Annotated in this window: 19 protein-coding genes; 1 reads left to right on the top strand and 18 read right to left on the bottom strand. The window is 46.9% G+C overall.

Annotated elements, in window-relative coordinates; all coding sequences use genetic code 11:
• Positions 1-6: 6 nt before the first annotated feature.
• The 15 genes from ftsZ to KNQ15_RS00310 all read right to left on the bottom strand — a co-directional run bounded on the left by ftsZ (position 7) and on the right by KNQ15_RS00310 (position 15,685).
• The gene (gene ftsZ / locus KNQ15_RS00380) at positions 7-1,161 is read right to left on the bottom strand and encodes a cell division protein FtsZ (protein ID WP_214727009.1); all 1,155 of its coding nucleotides are present in this window, start codon (positions 1,159-1,161) and stop codon (positions 7-9) included.
• A 47-nt stretch (positions 1,162-1,208) separates the two neighbouring features.
• Positions 1,209-2,513 carry a cell division protein FtsA gene (gene ftsA / locus KNQ15_RS00375; RefSeq protein ID WP_047393724.1) on the bottom strand — a complete coding sequence of 435 codons (1,305 nt, stop codon included), beginning with the start codon at positions 2,511-2,513 and terminating at the stop codon, positions 1,209-1,211.
• Between the two features lie 229 nt (positions 2,514-2,742).
• Positions 2,743-3,522, bottom strand: coding sequence for a cell division protein FtsQ/DivIB (locus KNQ15_RS00370; RefSeq protein ID WP_214727007.1), 780 nt, complete (start codon positions 3,520-3,522; stop codon positions 2,743-2,745).
• Between the two features lie 60 nt (positions 3,523-3,582).
• Complete coding sequence (gene murG, locus KNQ15_RS00365) at positions 3,583-4,677, bottom strand: undecaprenyldiphospho-muramoylpentapeptide beta-N-acetylglucosaminyltransferase (protein WP_214726999.1); 1,095 nt, start codon at positions 4,675-4,677, stop codon at positions 3,583-3,585.
• The gene (gene murD / locus KNQ15_RS00360) at positions 4,674-6,020 is read right to left on the bottom strand and encodes a UDP-N-acetylmuramoyl-L-alanine--D-glutamate ligase (RefSeq protein ID WP_214726985.1); all 1,347 of its coding nucleotides are present in this window, start codon (positions 6,018-6,020) and stop codon (positions 4,674-4,676) included. Before murD ends, murG begins: the two co-directional genes overlap by 4 nt.
• 33 nt (positions 6,021-6,053) lie before the next feature.
• Positions 6,054-7,016 (bottom strand): phospho-N-acetylmuramoyl-pentapeptide-transferase, encoded by a 963-nt coding sequence (gene mraY, locus KNQ15_RS00355; RefSeq protein ID WP_214726983.1) that lies wholly within the window; start codon positions 7,014-7,016, stop codon positions 6,054-6,056.
• 23 nt (positions 7,017-7,039) lie between these two features.
• Positions 7,040-8,359, bottom strand: a complete 1,320-nt coding sequence (locus KNQ15_RS00350) for a UDP-N-acetylmuramoyl-tripeptide--D-alanyl-D-alanine ligase (RefSeq protein ID WP_251137551.1) — start codon at positions 8,357-8,359, stop codon at positions 7,040-7,042.
• A 108-nt stretch (positions 8,360-8,467) separates the two neighbouring features.
• On the bottom strand, positions 8,468-10,606 hold the full coding sequence (locus KNQ15_RS00345) for a penicillin-binding protein (RefSeq protein ID WP_214726981.1): 2,139 nt from the start codon (positions 10,604-10,606) through the stop codon (positions 8,468-8,470).
• Complete coding sequence (ftsL, locus tag KNQ15_RS00340) at positions 10,603-10,989, bottom strand: cell division protein FtsL (RefSeq protein WP_029342145.1); 387 nt, start codon at positions 10,987-10,989, stop codon at positions 10,603-10,605. The genes KNQ15_RS00345 and ftsL overlap by 4 nt, the downstream gene beginning before the upstream one ends.
• A gap of 13 nt (positions 10,990-11,002) precedes the next feature.
• On the bottom strand, positions 11,003-11,941 hold the full coding sequence (gene rsmH, locus KNQ15_RS00335) for a 16S rRNA (cytosine(1402)-N(4))-methyltransferase RsmH (RefSeq protein WP_029342146.1): 939 nt from the start codon (positions 11,939-11,941) through the stop codon (positions 11,003-11,005).
• 161 nt (positions 11,942-12,102) lie between these two features.
• Positions 12,103-13,665 carry a bacillithiol biosynthesis cysteine-adding enzyme BshC gene (gene bshC / locus KNQ15_RS00330; protein ID WP_214726973.1) on the bottom strand — a complete coding sequence of 521 codons (1,563 nt, stop codon included), beginning with the start codon at positions 13,663-13,665 and terminating at the stop codon, positions 12,103-12,105.
• A 29-nt stretch (positions 13,666-13,694) separates the two neighbouring features.
• Positions 13,695-14,051, bottom strand: a complete 357-nt coding sequence (locus KNQ15_RS00325) for a DUF3397 domain-containing protein (RefSeq protein WP_029342148.1) — start codon at positions 14,049-14,051, stop codon at positions 13,695-13,697.
• Positions 14,048-14,857, bottom strand: a complete 810-nt coding sequence (locus tag KNQ15_RS00320; protein WP_214726965.1) for a ketopantoate reductase family protein — start codon at positions 14,855-14,857, stop codon at positions 14,048-14,050. Before KNQ15_RS00320 ends, KNQ15_RS00325 begins: the two co-directional genes overlap by 4 nt.
• Positions 14,858-14,940: 83 nt before the next feature.
• Positions 14,941-15,114: a 50S ribosomal protein L32 gene (gene rpmF / locus KNQ15_RS00315; protein ID WP_012370841.1), complete on the bottom strand. Its 174-nt coding sequence runs from the start codon at positions 15,112-15,114 to the stop codon at positions 14,941-14,943.
• A 46-nt stretch (positions 15,115-15,160) separates the two neighbouring features.
• On the bottom strand, positions 15,161-15,685 hold the full coding sequence (locus tag KNQ15_RS00310) for a YceD family protein (RefSeq protein ID WP_029342150.1): 525 nt from the start codon (positions 15,683-15,685) through the stop codon (positions 15,161-15,163).
• A 156-nt stretch (positions 15,686-15,841) separates the two neighbouring features.
• On the opposite strand from KNQ15_RS00310, the gene KNQ15_RS00305 reads away from it, so the two are divergent.
• A complete protein-coding gene (locus tag KNQ15_RS00305; protein WP_214726963.1) occupies positions 15,842-16,993 on the top strand; it encodes a tRNA(Met) cytidine acetate ligase in 1,152 nt (383 codons plus the stop codon).
• Here KNQ15_RS00305 and KNQ15_RS00300 read toward each other — a convergent pair.
• Genes KNQ15_RS00300 through rsmD form a run of 3 tightly spaced genes read right to left on the bottom strand, consistent with a single transcriptional unit; the run spans position 16,966 to position 19,033 of the window.
• Positions 16,966-17,964 carry a SepM family pheromone-processing serine protease gene (locus tag KNQ15_RS00300; RefSeq protein ID WP_214726961.1) on the bottom strand — a complete coding sequence of 333 codons (999 nt, stop codon included), beginning with the start codon at positions 17,962-17,964 and terminating at the stop codon, positions 16,966-16,968. The genes KNQ15_RS00305 and KNQ15_RS00300 overlap by 28 nt on opposite strands.
• The gene (coaD, locus tag KNQ15_RS00295) at positions 17,961-18,455 is read right to left on the bottom strand and encodes a pantetheine-phosphate adenylyltransferase (RefSeq protein WP_214726959.1); all 495 of its coding nucleotides are present in this window, start codon (positions 18,453-18,455) and stop codon (positions 17,961-17,963) included. The genes KNQ15_RS00300 and coaD overlap by 4 nt, the downstream gene beginning before the upstream one ends.
• On the bottom strand, positions 18,452-19,033 hold the full coding sequence (gene rsmD / locus KNQ15_RS00290; RefSeq protein WP_214726951.1) for a 16S rRNA (guanine(966)-N(2))-methyltransferase RsmD: 582 nt from the start codon (positions 19,031-19,033) through the stop codon (positions 18,452-18,454). The genes coaD and rsmD overlap by 4 nt, the downstream gene beginning before the upstream one ends.
• Positions 19,034-19,075: the final 42 nt, after the last annotated feature.

Genomic DNA, 19,075 nt, shown 5'->3' with positions numbered 1-19,075 from the left:
CATCGATCAACGATTATTCCGGCGAAGGAAAGATGGGATGTCCATCGTTTCTTCGACATCTGGCGCTTTAGCCGGTTCAGGATTCGAGCTGACAGGTTTCTCTTCGACTTGTGGTTTTGACTCCTCTGTTGGTGGTGGAGTCGCTTGTTTTTTCTTTAGAAGATTCTTCATCATCTCTTGTGCCGATGGAATTTCGAAATCGAGTGGTTCGTTTTCGAACTCTGTCGCGATGACTGTAACGATGATTTCATCTTCGAGGTTATCGTTGATGACAGAACCGAAGATCAAGTTGACTTCCTCATCGGCTGCACTCTGAACGATTTGTGCGGCTTCCGTCACTTCGTACAAGCTAAGGTTCGCACTACCCGTGATGTTCATCAGAACACCTTTTGCGCCTTCGATTGATGTCTCAAGCAACGGACTCGAAATCGCTTTTTTCGCTGCTTCCGTCGCACGGTGTTCGCCTGTTGCGACACCTACACCCATCAATGCAGAACCTTTTTCGGTCATGATCGTCTTCACATCGGCGAAGTCGAGGTTGATGAGACCAGGTACGGCGATCAAGTCGGTAATACCTTGTACGCCTTGACGCAAGACGTTATCCGCTTCTTTGAACGCTTCAAGCATTGGTGTGTTCCGATCGACGATTTCAAGCAACTTGTCGTTCGGGATGACGATTAACGTATCGACTTTTTCTTTGAAGTTCTGGACACCTGAAACAGCATGTTGCATCCGTTTGCGTCCTTCAAACATGAATGGTTTTGTAACGACACCGACTGTCAATGCGCCGATCTCTTTTGAAATCTCCGCGATGACAGGAGCAGCTCCCGTACCCGTTCCGCCACCCATTCCCGCTGTGACGAAGACCATGTCAGCGCCAGAAAGGATTTCCGTTAATTGCTCACGGCTCTCTTCCGCCGCTTTTTTACCGATTTCCGGATTGGCACCCGCACCGAGACCGCGTGTCAATTTAGCACCGAGTTGTAGTTTTACGTCAGCTTGTGACATGTTCAATGCCTGCGCATCCGTGTTTACTGCGATGAATTCTACGCCTTGGACACCGTGTTCAATCATTCGGTTGACGGCGTTCGAACCGCCACCACCTACACCGATGACCTTGATTTTTGCTACTTGGTCCATCATTTCATCAAAATGCAACATAAAAAGGGCCCCCTAATATTTTTTACTCATTGGATTTTTTGTAGGCATTAACCAAAGAATTTCTCAAAGAAACTGCTGAATGACTTTTTCTCTTTTGGAGGCTGTTCACGTGTCGACCGTTCTTCTCGAACAGGTGCCGCTTGTTCGTTCATGAGCAGTGCATCCTGTTCACGTCCGTGTGCTACGACTTCCTTCTCTTCCGCCCGATCGAAACCTGATTTCGATACGGCGCTTCGTGAAAGTACATAACGTAACATACCAGCTGCGACCGCATACTTCGGATGACGAATACCAAGACTAGCAGGTTGATAGACATTGACGCTCTGCTTGAAGATTCGTTTCCCGAGCTGGTCGATTCCCGGCAGTGAAGAACTTCCACCACACAAGATTAAACCGCTGTTCATATGAGCGTATCCGGCTTGCGTCATTCGTTTTTGAATCATCTCGAAGATTTCCTCAAGTCGTGCTTCTAACACGAAACCGATTTCTGATTGTGGCTCGAAACGATGTTCCCCGTTGATCGTGACGTAAGAAACTTTCTCTTCCGGATCACCGAGTGCTTCAAGTGCAACACCGTACTCTTCTTTTGCGAGCTTCGCATCTTGATATTTACAATTCATCTTATACGTCAAATCACGTGTCAGATGATCGCCACCGTATGGCAACGTCGTCGAGTAGACGAGATCATTCTTTTCATAGATGGAAAGTGTCGTCGTCTCATGTCCGATGTCGATGATTCCAACACCGAGTTCGAGTTCATCAATCGATGCTGCGATTCTAGATACCGCTAAACTCTCCAGCACATATCCAGCAAGCTCTAAACCAGCCCGTTCAATGGAACGTTTAATGCTATGTAGGATCGTCTTTGCTCCGATGATGAGCTTTCCTGTTACTTCGAGACGATAACCAATCATTCCTCTCGGATCAGTGATTTCTGTCTGCTGATCGACCGTAAACGTCTTCGGCAGGACATCCACGACACTGAGTTCGTTTGGAATTCGCATGACCATCGCAGAATGTAATACATCCTTCACGTCATCATCCGTGATTTCATTGTCCTCACCTTTGATGGACGTCATGCCTTGGCAATCCTTCACTTGAATGTGTTCGCCAGAAATAGCGACATATACTTCACCAATTGGTTCACCAAGTGTCCGTTCCACTTCTGTGACCGCTTGTTTAATGGCATGTACCGTTTGATCGATGTCAACGATGACACCTCGTTTAACACCCGCGGATGGTGCAGAACCTTCAGCAAGAACGTTCAGCGTTCCACCAAGTAGTTCACCGACGATGAGTTTCACCTCCGATGTCCCTATGTCGAGTGCGGCAATCGTACCTTTCGTTTCCATGGGAGTGACACCTCCACTTTCATAATACTAATCCTTTTTATTCCTAATTATATTCTAAGAATAGGACAGGCTTCTTCTCGTTTAAGTCTACACTATATAAATACTTACGAAAAGAAGTTATTGCCCGTCTTAGCGTTCGAATAGATTACGATTTGATGACGATTCGAACAACGGTCGACGAATGAAAACACACGTTTGTTTTTTTGTTCGTTAGCTCATTACGAATCTTCTATTTTTTCCCTTTATATGGTTTGAAATAGATACCGCCATCAATTGTAATTGTTCCCGTCTTTCCTTTCGGTAAGGCAGAAATGACCTTCACGTATTCATTTAAGGAATTTGAAAAGGCAGACGTACTGAGTAATACCGTATTCCCATCCGTCATGAATAACTTCAGACCACCTTTGTCCGTCTTATCGTTTGCGACGATTTCGGAAATCCGGCTGCGTACTTTCGGCTCGATTTTTACGAGTTCCTTCGTCAATCGATTTAATGACTGATCCGTGAATCCTGTCAAGATCGGAGCATCGAACAATTCCTCCTTCGACTTTCCAGGAATGATCGTCCCGTCCGCCAGCACGATCCGGTCTCCCGGTTTATCCTTCGCGTAAGCGATCTCTTTCTCTTCCGTCACCGTCACGCGATATTGATGCAAAAACTGTTTTTGCATCGTCGCTTCTTGAATACCTGGAACCTTCTCGATTCGCTCAAGAACGTCTTCCTCCGATACATTAAAGGCATGAGTTTCCTTCACCTTAATCCCGGATGCTTGCAAGATATCAGCAGATTTCACATTAACGTTACCATCGATATCAAATTGAGCAACCCGAGAATAACTCGATTGTAGATAAAAGACGACACCGACCAATAGACCAATCAGAATCAGGACATAAATGAGTCTTCGGTTGGCTTTTTTGCGACGTTGTTCACGGATATAAGGTATCTTATCTTCGAGACTACGGACGTTCTCGTCCTCTTGTGGTCGTCCGACCGTTCTCCGTTCCCTCACGTCTCATTCCCCCTCTATACGTAACAGTTCATTTCCCTATCGGTCTTTTCCTGCAATAGTTTAGTTTTTTTGTGCCGTCAATCGTAACAATTCATCAACTAAGTCCTGTGAAGCATTCGGCATACCGAGCGCAAGCGCCGCTTCAGACATCATTTGTTGTTGTGCTAATGCTTTTTCACATGCCTCAAACAACCGATCACCCGTCAGTTCCTGTTCACGAATCAATAGACTCGCACCTGTCTCGACGAGCGATGAGGCATTGACCTCTTGATGATTTTCCGTCACGTAAGGACTCGGGATGAGAACACTTGGTAAACCGAGTGTCGTCAGCTCTGCAAGCGTACTTGCTCCTGAACGCGAAATGACGAGTTGACTTGCTTTTAAGATGTTTGGTAAATCATATACGAATGGGCGAAGTTGAATGCGTTCTGGTACGGAACCAACGCGTGACACAATCGTATCGTAATGAATTTGACCCGTAACGAAGAGGAGCGACCATCCTGCTTGTTCGACCTTTGGCATCATATCGACGACTGCTTCGTTGATCGCAGGTGCGCCACGACTACCACCGTAGATGACGATGAGAGGACGTCCTTCCTCAAAACCGAAACGTTGTCGTTCTTCAAGCGGATTGATGTTGAGCTCTGCCACTTCAGAAGCACGCGGATTTCCAATCAAAACCGTCTTCGTCTCATTCTTACCGAAGTGATGTCCAGACCCTTTAAAAGAGAGTGCCACACGATCTACATACCGCGCTAAGAATTTATTCGTGATACCAGGTAGACTGTTTTGTTCATGAACGAGTGTCTTAAAACCCATTTTTGCAGCCGTATACAATACCGGTCCACAAACGAACCCACCTGTACCGACGACGATATCCGGTTGGAACTGACGCAATAGTCGACGAACACGCCGGACGCTCTTGACGAACCGGATACCGGTCTTGAGGTTTTCGAACGACAAGGAACGACGGATACCAGAAATCTCAATCGATTCAAATGGAATTCCCGCGCGACGGACGATATCTGCCTCGAGACCATTTTCTGTTCCGATATAGAGGACCTCACACGGCATGCGTTGTTCGAGCTCCCGAATCATGGCGAGTGCCGGATAGATGTGACCACCTGTACCGCCTCCAGAGACGACGATTTTCATACTGTTGTTCCCCCTACTTCATGTACGGCACGAACGAAATGATCGCCGCGCTCTTCATATGTCTTATACTGATCCCAACTTGCGGATGCTGGTGACAGAAGAATGATGTCGCCGGGTTGTGACACTTCAAACGCGACTTTCACCGCTTCATCCATCGCCTCAACAACGGTCGACGTATAGCCATTTTCTGACGCAAGCGTTCCGAATCGATGACCCGTCTCACCCAGTCCGATGACATGTTTGACGTGCTTCATTGAATCGAGTAACGGTTTCAAATCCGCTCCACGCTCGAGTCCGCCACATAACCAGATGATAGGTGCCGTAAATCCGGACAACGCCGCTTCTGTTGCAACATTATTCGTCGCTTTTGAGTCGTTGTAAACTTTTCGACCAGCAATTTCACCGACGAACTGTGTCCGGTGCTCTACACCACCAAACGTCCGTAGAACGTGTTGAACGTCAGATAATGCTAAGTTAAACGGTTCGACGAGTGTTAAGGCTGCGAGAACGTTCTCGACATTATGCCCACCACCGAGAGCCAGTTCATCAACAGGTAAGATACTCGTCCCATTGATTGTCAACGTATCGTTCATGACTTCTGCGTACGCCGATTGACGACGAGAGAACAAGAGTGGCGTTACTTCAGCAGTCTTTCCGAGTGCATTGACGGACGTATCATCGGCATTCAAGACAAGACGATCCGTTTCTTTCATGTTCTTAAAGATCCGGGCTTTCGCTTCGCCATACGATTCAAAATCACCATGATAATCCAGATGCGCCGGTGATAAATTCAAAAACGCTGCCGTGTATGGTCGGAACTGCTCGATCCCCATCAATTGAAAACTTGATAATTCAATGACGATGATATCGTCCTGTTTCGCCTGACATGCGATTTCAATTGCCGGGAATCCAATGTTTCCTGCCAAATGTACACGCCGCGTACCGGTTTTCAACAATTCATGGACAAGCGTCGTCGTCGTCGTTTTCCCGTTCGATCCTGTGATGGCAATCCACGTCGCATCGGTTGCTTGATATGCCAGCTCTACCTCTGTCCAAACCGGAATATCGCGTCGCAAGGCTTCTTGTAGCAGATCGATGTGATACGGAATCCCTGGATTCTTGACGATCAAATCAATGTCGTCGAGTAGTGTGAGCGGGTGCTCACCGTAGACCGTCTTAACGTCGAGCGAAGCAAGCGTCGCTTGATCACTCTCGGACGGCGTTTTCCCGTCATTGACCGTTACCTCTGCACCAACACTCGCTAAATACCGAGCTGCTGCGATTCCACTTTTCGCCGTTCCGAGAACGAGCACTTTTTGATCATTCCATTGTCGTTGTTCCATTGTTGAATCGCTCACTTTCTCTCTTCTTTTTTATTACACGAATAGATAGGCGATGAATGCCATCAAACAGCTGATTCCTGCGAATGTACCGACGATCCGCCATTCGCTCCAACCGACCATTTCGAAGTGGTGATGAATCGGGCTCATTTTGAAAATCCGTTTTCCTGTCGTCTTAAAGGAAATGACTTGTAGAATGACGGATAATGTCTCGACAACGAACACGATACCGATTAAGACGAGTAGTAATTCCAGTTTTAAGACAATCGATAGACCTGCTAGTGCAGCACCGAGTGCAAGTGAACCTGTATCTCCCATGAAGATCTTCGCTGGGTGCGCATTGAATAACAGGAATCCGATCAATGCACCGACTGCTGAGAAAGCAAAACAAGCAGCGCCTATTTCATCTGCGATAAACCAACTGTATAATCCGAAGAACAAGAATGTTGGAATCGCTGTGAATGATACGAGACCGTCCAATCCATCCGTCAAGTTGACTGCATTTGAGAAGCCAACTAACCAGAACAAGGCAACAAACGGATAGACGATACCGAAATCAAGCTCAAAATCGGTAAATGGAATCGATAGATACGTCGCCTCACTCGTAAATCCACCACTCAACCAGACGAATAACAATCCGACGACGATTTGTCCAATTAATTTTTGTTTCGAATTCAGACCAAGATTACGTTTCTTGACGACTTTGATGTAATCATCAATGAAGCCGATGACACCATAAGCAAGTGTTAAAAACAGTAACGATAATTGTGTCGTCGATAGATCTCCCATGACGACTGCACCGAGAACGCTGACGATCATCGCGACAAGAATGACGATTCCACCCATCGTCGGTGTTCCGGATTTGACCTGATGCCATTGCGGTCCTTCTTCCCGAATTTCCTGACCGAACTTCAATTGGTGTAGAAATGGAATCGCCTTTGGCATGACGAGTAGTACAACAAGAAATGCAAGAATAAGACTGATGAATAATGTGATCATAGCAGACACCCTTTTTTCAAAAATTAGTTTTCGTTCAGATAGGTTAATATCCGTTCAAGCGCCATCCCACGTGACGCTTTCAATAAAACGATTGTTCGTTCTCCGAGCAATGGACGCAATCGTTTTGCAGCATCCTCGACGGTTGTCGCGAATTGGATTTGAACAGACGGGTCGCTGATTCCTTCAGCAATCCACGCGCCTTTCTCCCCTACTAGGATAGCATGCGAGACAGGTAACACAATCCGCTTTCCGACCGAGGCATGTAATAAGCGTTCTTGGTCCCCTAATTCATACATATCGCCGAGGACGAGAACGCGTGTCGTGTACCCTTCCAGCGCAGTGACCGTCTCAATCGCTGCATTCATTGATGTCGGACTCGCGTTATACGCATCATTGATGACCGCAGTCTCTTCAAAGAGTAATCGTTCCATCCGCATCGGTGTCAATTCAACCGCATCGAACCCTTCTTGAATCCGGGCGTCCGTCACGCCAAGTGCACGTGCTGTCGCAATTGCGTATGCTGCATTTCGGACTTGGTGTTTCCCTAGCACTGGTAGGTGAAAAGCGGTGCCATCGTAAGTAAAGGCCGTTCCAAAGAACGTTGCTTCCTTCGTTTCGATCCGGTACGTATTTCCGATTTGATAGCCGATCTTCTCCGCTTCGACTTCTGCGAGAAGTGGTTCGTCACCATCAACGAATAAATGACCACCTGGTTTGAGTCCGGATTGAATCTCAAGCTTCGCTTTGGCGATGCCACTGCGTCCACCGACTTGCTCCGCATGCGATTCGCCGATGTTCGTGACGAGTGCGATATCTGGCTCAGCTAGATTCGATAGGAATTCAATATCGCCAAACCCGTTCATTCCCATCTCAAGCACAGCAACTTCCGTATCAGCTGGCATCATGAGAATCGTTAATGGCATTCCGATATCCGAATTGAAGTTTCCTTGTGTCTTATGTGTCTTAAACGTCGTCTTGAGTACGCTCTCGACCATGTCCTTCGTCGATGTCTTCCCATTTGATCCAGTGATGGCGACGATTTTCGGCGCAATCTGCAGTAAGTATCGTTTTGCGATTTGTTGCAGGGCAACCAATGGTTCATCGACTTCCAAGAAAACGATATCGATGTCTGGTCGATCAATGCCTTTCTTCCATAAGGTGACGATCGCTCCTTGGTTTTTTGCACCTTCAAGGAATCGATGACCATCGACGCGTGCTCCCTGAATCGGAACATAGAGACCGTCTTCCAGTTGTGCGCGTGAATCCGTTGCAAAATGACGAACGATACGATCATCTTTGACATCGAGATGCAACCATTCAGCGAGTTGCGTAATTGTTAACATGATATATACCTCCATTCGATGACAGCAAAAGAGGACGAATGCAAAAGTCAACGAATGACTCCTGTTCGTCCTCGTCTTCCTGTAGAAATCAGGAAACTTGCTCTACCGTTACTCTTTAGGTTCAGCTAGTTCGACCGTCAACTTTCCATTTTCCTTCACTAGTGTACCAGTTCGAGCCGATTGTTTGGTTACAAAACCTTTACCGATGACGTCGAGCTTCAAATCATATAAGCTGACAAGCTTTTTGACATCCCGTTGCGACCAACCGGTCAAATCCGGCATCTTGAACGTATTTGATGTTTTCAGCAAGACACGTTCTCCGCTGACAAATTCCTGTCCACGGGATGGAATCTGTGAAACGACTTCAGCACCATCGCCTAGGATGATCGCAACTGCCTCTTGTTCTTTTGCTAATTCAGTCGCTTGTCGAGCACTCTTCTTGATATAACTTGGCGTGATCTTCGCTTTGACATCCACCGAATCCTTTTGCGTTTCCGGTTGGATACTACGATACTGTAGTGCCGTATTCATGACACTTTTGAACACAGGGCTCATGATGAGCGGACCAGAAACAGATGATTCGTTTTTCGATGGACGATCGACCGCGATGTACATGATCAATTCCGGATCATCTTTGGGGGCCATACCGATGAACGAGTGAATGAATTGTCCTTGAATATACTTTCCATTCTCAGAAATCTGAGCCGTTCCGGTCTTCCCAATGACCCGGTAATCTTTCAACTTATACATTTGACCTGTACCAAGCTTACTATTGACGACACCGTCGAGTGCTTCGCGTGTTGCTTTTGCCGCTTCAGCGGAGATCGGTTTACCGACGACCTCTGTTTTCGCTCGGTATGGTGCCTTATCCGTATGATCCGCTTTTTGGATGATATGCGGTTTGACCATCTCGCCGTCTCCAGCGATCGCTGTCGCTCCTTGAAGCAATTGCATCGGCGTGACCGCAGTCGATTGCCCCCATGAGGTGATGAGCGCATTCAACGGTTTAGACAAGTCAGATTGACTATTTACTTCTCCCGAGATGTCTATACCCGTTCGTTGGTCAAAATGAAACTTCTTAAAGTAATCTTTATACCGTTCAATCCCAAGTTTTTCTGCTGTTAACTTCGAGAACATGACGTTTGAGGAGTGATAGACCCCTTCAATCATCGGGATGGTTCCCCAACCGACATCATTATAATCCTTGATGACCGTTCCTTTGTAGTTATAACTACCCGATTTATACATCTCATTCGGACGGAACACTCCCGCATCAATCGCCGCTGCGAGCGTAAAGATTTTCATCGTCGAACCTGGCTCGAATCGTGACGAGACGGCAAAATTCGTGAAATCTTTCATATCACGTAAATTCGGGTTGAACGATGGGCGATCCGCCATGGCGAGGATTTCACCAGTCTTCGCATCCATGACGATACCTGTCGCATTTTTCGGTTTGTACGTGTTGTACATTTTTTGCATCTCTTTTTCAAGTGACTGTTGGATTCGATGATCGATCGTTAAATAGAGATTCGATCCATCCTTTGGTTCGTTCGAGACACGTGACGCGCCTTGAATCAACGGATTACCGCTACGATCCTTTTCAAAGACACGAGCTCCGTAAGATTCACTTAAAGCATTATCATACTGCTTCTCGATTCCCATCTGACCTTGTAAAGCGACCCGACCATTTTCCTCGGTGATCTTTTGAACGAACCCAAGTGTATCAGACAAGAAGATACCGTTCGGATAGTATCGTTTCGGCTCTTCAATCATCCGGATGCCAGGAAGCTTCAGATTGTCGATTTTCTCTTTTTGATCAAGCGTCAAATCATTTCCTTTTTTTCCGAACTCAATTTGAGAACGGTCTTTGTTTTCAATCAGATAGGTCTCCAGTTCCTTTGTCGTCATCCCAAGAATCGGCGCAAGACCCTCAGCCGTCTTTTTAAAATCGACGATCGTCTCATCTGGATCTTTGACACCACCCAGTCGATAAACGCCAATCAGATGATAGGATGGAATGTTGATCGCAATCGGGGAACCGAGACGGTCGAAAATCTCGCCACGTTCTGCTCCAAGCGTTTCTTGAGACTCCCATCGTTTCTTTTCCGCGTATGCAATCATATCTTCACCGTGGAACTGTTTTGTCGTTGCTAAATACAAAAATCGACCAATGAACACAAAAAAGAGAGTAGCAAATATCACCATGATAAAGGCTACTCTCCAACGGGATTTTTTCAGTGGATTCATTTAGGAATCACCTTGATGTTCCCTTTACGCATATCAAGACCCTGTTCTTTTGCAATCTTATAAATCCGTTCCGGAGAGCTTAAGTTCGTGACCTCTAGTTGTAAACGTTCGTTTTCTTTTTGGAGTGATTGTGTGACTTGGTTCTCTTTCGCTAAATCACGGCTCACATTATACGCTTCGTTATGCGTACTGATCGTCAAACTCCCAAATAACACAAGACCACCAATCATCGCGCTGTATAAGAATTTTTCAAAGGGGTACAAGCGATACTTCGGACGGACGGCGACGCGACGCGCGATATCTTCCGTCTTTCGTGGTTCCTGAACAGGTTGTTGACGAACGGGTTGAACCGTTTGGACCGATTTACGAAGTGGTTCTGCCATTGGAATGCTCCTCTCAAGTTTCTTTCATTTTTTCAGCAACTCGTAATTTTGCCGATCGGGCGCGACGGTTATCATCGAGCTCTTCAACACCAGCCGTAATCGGCTTGCGTGTGACGAGTCGGAGTTCCGGCTCCATTTCGACGGGAATCATCGGTAACCCCGGTGGAAGCTCGGGTAGTGATGATTTTTCTTTGATTGCTTGTTTACACATGCGATCTTCAAGTGAATGGAACGTAATGACACATAGACGTCCACCGACCCGTAATAAATCAATGGCTTGGTGTACTGCACGGTCAAAGACATTCAGTTCATCATTGACGGCGATCCGGATTGCTTGGAATGTCCGTTTCGCAGGGTGACCACCTTTACGTCGTGCTGGTGCCGGAATCGCATCCTTGATCAATTCGACGAGTTCGAACGTCGTCTCGATCGGTCGCTCTTCCCGCGCTTTTTCGATTTTGCGCGCAATCTGTTTCGAGAACTTCTCTTCCCCGTATGTAAAGAAGATACGTACGAGATCATTGTACGGCCACTCATTGACGACTTCGTAGGCAGAAAGTGGAGAAGATTGATCCATGCGCATGTCGAGACGTGCGTCGTGATTGTAACTAAATCCCCGTTCCCCTTCGTCTAATTGTGGTGAAGAGACACCGAGATCGAATAAGATGCCGTCCACTTTCTCGACGCCATGTGCTGCCAACTGCTCTTTTAAATAAGCAAAATTACTCTTTATTAAAGTAAAGCGACCTTCATACGCCGCGAGACGTTCTGCTGCATGAGCGAGGGCGACATCATCTTGATCAAATGCATACAGATGACCTGTCGTCAGTTGCTTGACGATCTCTTCGCTGTGTCCTGCTCCACCTAATGTACAATCGACGTAAATGCCGTCGGGTTTAATCGCGAGTCCTTCGATCGACTCCCATTTCAATACTGTTTCATGCTCAAACATGTCCTGCCTCACCTTTCACTGTCCTTGAAGGACGTTACTCTTTTTCAATGTATCACATTCTCTCGTGAAAACGTTACGAAAATGAGACAGTTTCCTTGATTTATTTAACTTTTGTGTAATTTTCGCTAAAAAACCGAAAAAACCTGCTAGTTTCAGCAGGTTTAGAGGAAAATCTTCAGTTGATCACTCGCATTCGCTTCATAGGCTGTCCTTAAGTCCCGCACAAAATCAGGACCATGATGATTCAACCACGGGAGGACAGAATGCATCCGTTCTTGTGGCGCTCCATCAGGAAGAAGATGGTAAGCCGTCTCTTTATATTGCCGTGTTTGTCGATCAAACTGACGTCGATCTTCTGCTAGCAAACTAGCAATTGCTTGTTCGAGCTGTTTCTTGACCTTCTCACTCTTACTCGACGTCCGCAGTAAATGCTGTTCGAGCGAGAGAAACTCGGAGACGAAACTGTCTTTTAGCATCGCTGCCGTCTGCATACGTCCTGTCATCTTCTCTTCTGAATAGAGCGGAATCGGAACGCCTGAACGGACGATTTCTTCGAGCGATACCTCGAGTTTAGCAAGACGCTTTTCATCGCTATGACGCACGATTACCCCGCCCATGCGGGGAATCAATAGCGGCATCGTCCAATTCAGGTGATGAAAGAGCGGTCGTAAGCGTGTCCAGTATGCTAACTCCCCCGGACCCCCGATATAGGCAAGCGTCGGGAACAGGTAATCCTGCATCAATGGACGTGTGACGACACTGTTTGAGAAACGTTCCGGACTGGCGTACAGCAACGCGAGCAATTCAAGCTCTGTATACTGCTTTCCTTGTTTCGTCTCAAACCCATCTGCTGTCGGATAAAGCAACTGACGACCATGATCATCGACGAAAAGATGCGCCGCTTCCTCGTTCAAGAACGTATCCGGTAACTCTTGCGTCTGTGAAATACCATCCGTCAATGCTCGTCTAAATTCCGCATTGTCTTGAATCAACCGTTCAAAGAACGGAATCTCGAGTTCACGGACAGAATGTGTATCCGCATCAAAGAAGACGACATCATAATCGATCAATTCACCGATCAATTGCGAGAAAAACATCCCATAGGATGTACACGCTTCAACGATTTGCTTCAGACGCGCAATTAATCGTTTCGTATGAACCGTTTCTGGCATTGCTCGGAATGTCTCTTCGATGATTTCAAGAAGTGTTGCTTGATCAAAAGAGAGTCGACTGACCGAGCGGGCAATCGATTCTGTAGGTGCAACAGCGATTTTACGCGTTTGATAATCCGCTGTCGGAACGTAAACATGGTTAATCTCATCAAAATCGTGATCTTCGGTCGCGAGCCAAAAAATCGGAACGACAGGTCGCCCAAGTGTCATCTCCGCCTGCTGCGCGACCTTAAGACAGGTCAACAATTTATAGATCGCATATAATGGTCCGCCAAAGATCCCCGTTTGTTGCCCTGTAATGACAACTTGGGCTTCACCCGTACGAAGCTTCGCGACGCGCTCCCGCAAACGCTCCGTCATGTTCGGATTTTGACGTTCAAGTTCGTCTGTCAGTGCCGCAAGATGCGGATAATGACGATCTTCAAGCAAGCGGCTCCTTGACGTTAAACCACTCTCACCAAGATGGTCGACATATGTTAAGAATTCTTCTCGTGAAGCACGATGCATCAACGAGTTATCATCGTATAAGGCTTCAAATGGTTGTACCTTCAAACAAAATCCCTTCTTTCTTACCTAACTGGTCAGCTGATGAACAGTTGACGAATACCGAGTACGAACAATATGAAATGGACGGGTAATGCCAACAAGATGATGATCCGCCAACTGTGGCGAATCATTTGTCTCAAATCAACATCAAGTTGACGAATTCGTTGCCAGAGCGCATTCAACGCAAATACCAACAACACGACGATGACGATCCACCCTAAGTAATTTGTTCCGGTCAAGGCAATCAATGCAACATGAATCGCATACAGAACGATGAACGTTCCAAAGTCGAGTGCAACTCGAACGGCCTTCCCATGTTTCCGAAATAGAAGTAGAAAGACGAGATACAACGCAATCAGGCTGAATAAAGGAAAAATGATGAAGACTGTCACTGCGGACCCTCCCTCTGTTTGATCTGTTCATAATAAAAAGATAAACGTGGCGTCGCAGTCGTCGCCTGACGTAATGCGTATCCAAGTATCGGTTCTACTTCCGTTCGTCGTCCATACTCAAGATCTCGTAACATGGAAGAACGATTTTTGCTCGTATTCTTCATGATCCGCTCGATCTCGGAATAAGTAATGTCATGGTGCGGGAAAATCGTCCGCATTTCGTCAAATAATTGACGGGCTTCTTCTCGATAAGGCATCTCTAACAAGGATCCATTTTCAACACCGTAATAAGCCGTCACTGGATTGATGACGACGTTGATGAACAGCTTCGTCAATAAAACGGCTTCCATATCTGACTCGAATTCAAAGCACAGTTGCTTGGACGACAAGTTCGCTACCTCTTGATTGCCGTAGCGGATGCGACCTTTTCCAGTATGCTGGACTTCAAACGGTGCAGTACGCATGGCACCATGTTCGACGACACCAAATAAGACATGCGGCAATTGCTCTTTCCATTTCAAATGATCCATTCCATTTTGCAGGAACATGACGGGACACGTCAGCCGTTTGAGGAATGGAATCACACTTTTTATATCATACGACTTTGTCGCGACAAACACCAAGTCTTCTGACTCGAGCCGATCAATCTTCCGGATCCGTACGAGACGACTCGCCTGTCCATCACGAATGATCGGTCGTTCCTCATCTTGTTCCTGTCGCACATAAAGCGTAACTGCATGCTCTTCCGATAAATAAGAGGCAAGCAACAACCCGATGGCACCCGCGCCAATGATTCCAACATTCATCTATTCATGTCCCCTTTCATGAAAAAAGCGACCTTAAAACCGATTTCTCGATTCGAAGGTCGCTTTTATACCGATCAATCAGCTTATTTGCTGACGATTTCTTTACCTTTGTACGAGCCACATGCTTTACAAACGCGGTGTGAAAGTTTCATTTCACCACAGTTTGGGCACTCGACCATACCTGGTACACGGAGTTTGAAATGAGTACGGCGAAGACGTTTGCGTGTTTTCGACGTTCTGCGGAATGGTACTGCCATCGTTGTCCACCTCCTTGAAAAAATACACTCGCCTTTACTTCAGAAATCAGGAATCCTGATCTTTTTTAAAGAACTGAGCGAGACCCGCGAGTCGCGGATCGATTTTTGGTTCGGTTTCCTCTGGATCTTCTTCAGAAAGAATCGTCCAGCCTTCCCCCTCAACCAACTGATTCTCTTCATCATCCCCATGCACTTGCACTGGCACATGAAGTAAAATCAATTCTTGCACGAGCGGTCGAAGATCGACCGTATTCCCGATCGGTACGTTGATGTCATCTGCTTCGTTCGAAACAGCATCGACCTCGAGCAGGAATGGCTCGATGGATTCAATCTCGAATGGATAAGCGACGTCACTTAGCGTCCGGGCATCCGGAAGCGTCATTTCGCCAGTGATCCGAAGATTGAATATTAATTGATTCGATGTAAACGATGCATTTGCACGAACGTGCACAGGTTGCACCGCCCGGATATCCGGATGGAGGGCGACTAGCTCATTGAGCTCGATCGTCTCGTTAACCTGAAGTTGACCCAGATTGCGCAATTTATTCAATTGCATCAGGGACCATTTCATCCGAATCACCTCAATTGCAACAATATGAATTATAGAGAGGACATCTTGTTTTGTCAATGTTTTTTCTTTACACTGAAATCGCTAGAGAACGAACACTTTTGGACGTCTTTATCCATATTACCGCACTTAATTCGGTTTGCAAAGGAGAAAGTTTTCATGAGGATGACAGCTATCATTTCAGAGTACAATCCGTTTCATAACGGACACTATTATCAAGCGACGACAGCACGACGGGAAACGGATGCCGACGTCATCGTCGCCATCATGAGCGGAACGTTCATGCAGCGTGGTGAACCCGCCTTTACAGACAAATGGACACGTGCTCAGGCAGCGGTCGCGAGCGGTGCCATCGATCTCGTTCTTGAACTCCCCTTCTATTTTGCTGTCCAGCGTGCTGATCGTTTTGCACTCGGTGGTGTGACGATTGCCGAGACGATCGGCTGTCAATCGCTTTCGTTCGGAAGCGAGTGTGGAGACATCGAACCTTTTCTGCATGCGGCAGCGGAACAGATCGAAGAGACACTTGCTTACAAGCAAGCGTTACACGATGGATTAGCATCTGGTCTCTCTTCTGCTCACGCCGCTAGTCTAGCATTCAAGAGCGTCTCAGGAACGCTTGATTTGACACAACCGAACAATACGCTTGGCTATTATTACGCTCGCGCCGCAAATACCCTATCGCTTCACACGACGAAACGGATTGGAAGTGGCTACCACGACTTATCAACCGGAGACATCATGAGCGCCACCGCGATACGCGCCCATCATCAGACACACGGTCAGCTGCTCGCACTTCCTGAACAAACCGAAGACGTCTTAGCAAACGCCTCTTTCGCCAACTTTTCGCACTATTATCCGTGGATTCGACAACGTCTACTGACAACCCCAGTACCCGAGTTGATACGAATCGCTGGGATCGACGTTTCGTTAGCGCCACGACTCATCGAAGGGGCGAAACAAGCAACGACGTTCGATACCTTTCTGAATTACGTCAAAACACGCCGTTATACGCGGACGAGCCTGCAACGTGCCTTGATCTATCTGTTGACCTCAACGACAGCAGAGGAGGTCGCACGGATTGATTACGACCATATTGATTTCGTCCGCCCCCTCGCCTTTTCAGAACGAGGACGACAGGCACTCAAAACCATCAAAACGCGGACTACCGTCTTCAGTACCTTCACGAGTCATCCTTGGCTAACGAAAGAAAGCCAAGTGACAGCTGCATACGCATTGCCCTTGGCTCGCTACGACGCGTTGCTCGAACACCGTCGTTTCCCTTATTTTGCTGGAAGTTCTTCTAAATAATCAATCGCATTTTCGACTGTCTTGATCGGAACGAGCTTCATGTTCGTTCCGAGTTTTTTGATGGATGGTTTTGCTTCTTTGTAGTTCTCTCCTGCTGGTACGAACATGATTTCTGCTTCTGCCTCGTCTGCAGCGACCACCTTTTGCCACGCTCCACCAATCGGTCCTACCTTGCCGCCTTCTTCAATCGTTCCTGTGCCGGCGATTTTATGGCCTTTCGCCAAATCTCCCGGCGTCAATTGGTCATAGATTTCAAGGGTGAACATCATCCCAGCAGAAGGTCCTCCGACGTCTTCGACCTGAAACGCAATATCAGGATCCGTCGTCACGTTTGAGATCGGAAGCGGTTCGTAAATGCCGAGCCCGACGCGCTTAACCTCTTTGGATAACTGATCCACTCGAATCGTCGTCTTCTTGTCTTCCGATTTACGCGTGAACTGAATCGGAACAGCTGTTTTTGCTTTTTTTGCTTGAATTGTCTTCATGAAACCTTCGAATGACGTAATCGGTTTTCCGTCAACACTTGTAATGCGATCCCCTGCCTTCAGTTTCCCCTCGGCTGGACCACCGGGAATGACGCCAGAGACGTACACCCCTTCAAAATCGACATCGACCTTTTGATCCGCCAATTCATATGCTTCGATCGTTGCGTTATGTTGCGCTTCTTCCATATACAGCTTCTGACGTGTTTCATACTGTGCGTCCGACTCACCGTCGTACAAATAATCACTTACACTTGATGTTTCGGAGAACGGTAGAAATAAGCTTTCAATGAGAAAGTAAGGCGTGGCCCGACGTTGTGCGATCGTCAGCATCATCAAATCTCCCGGTTCCTTGTCGCCTCCAGATACTTCGATCAAATCTTCTGTCGACGTCGCATCACCTGGATAAGAGATGAAATAAGGAAGTGGTACGAAAAATACGATCAAGGCAGCAACGATAGCTGCTAAGGCGGGTTTCCAAGCTTTCATCCCAGTTCTCCTTTCGTATATTTCTGACGTAGCGCCTCTTCGACGGAAGGCGGTACGAGATCGGCAACGGAAGCACCATATTTGGCAGCCTCCTTAACGATCGAAGAACTCAAGAAGGAATACTGATTATTCGTCATCATGAACAGTGTCTCGATTTGATCGTTCATCTTCTTGTTGATGGAAGCGACTTGCATTTCGTATTCAAAATCCGAAACTGCTCGTAGACCGCGGACAATCGCGGTTGCACCGACTTCCGCCGCATAATCGACAAGTAGACCATTAAAGGAATCCACCTTGATTTGAGGTAGGTGCGACGTCACATCGGCAATCAACTCCATCCGTTCCTGGACAGAAAAGAGTGGTTGCTTCGAAGAATTATTCAGTACGGCAACGATGATCTCATCAAAAATCGGAACGGCACGCTCGATGATGTCTAAATGTCCGTTCGTGATCGGATCAAAGCTACCTGGGCAAATGGCGATTCGTTTCATTCGTGGTCTTCCTCCGCTTCCATGAATTCGTACAATGTGATCGAGATGACAGCAGAATAACGAAGTCGACGCACGACTTCTAGCCGTCCGATCCGGTCCGGTAATTCAACAGCAGAGTCATGTTCACAGACGATGACACCGTTGTCCGTCAGCATATCATGTTGCTCTATGTATGTGACATGTTCCGTCAATCGCTCTTTTGCATAAGGAGGGTCTAAATAAATCAATTTAAACGGCTCTTCAGATGCTAGTTCCGCTAAAGCGACAGCAACGTCTTTTTTCAAAACACGTGCTTGATTTGTATAATGCGTCGTTCGTAAGTTATCTTGGATTGTTTGAATAGCTTTATGGTGTTGGTCGACGAACACTGCCTCATCGCATCCTCTTGACAGAGATTCAATCCCAAGACCACCGCTCCCCGCAAACAGATCCAGTGCCCGTCCTCCATTGAAATAAGGACCGATGACGTTGAATAAAGATTCTTTTACCTTATCCGTAGTCGGTCGTGTCTGATCCCCTGGTACTGCTTTTAATCGTGTACCTTTCCGTTCCCCTGAAATGACTCGCATTTCCTTCATTCCTTTCAACAAAGAAGCGACGAGGATGTCCTCATCGCTCCA

Origin of the sequence: Exiguobacterium sp. s168 (assembly GCF_018619035.1) — a bacterium.
In the GTDB taxonomy this organism is placed as follows: domain Bacteria; phylum Bacillota; class Bacilli; order Exiguobacteriales; family Exiguobacteriaceae; genus Exiguobacterium_A; species Exiguobacterium_A acetylicum.
This window is presented reverse-complemented; position numbering and strand designations above follow the sequence as displayed.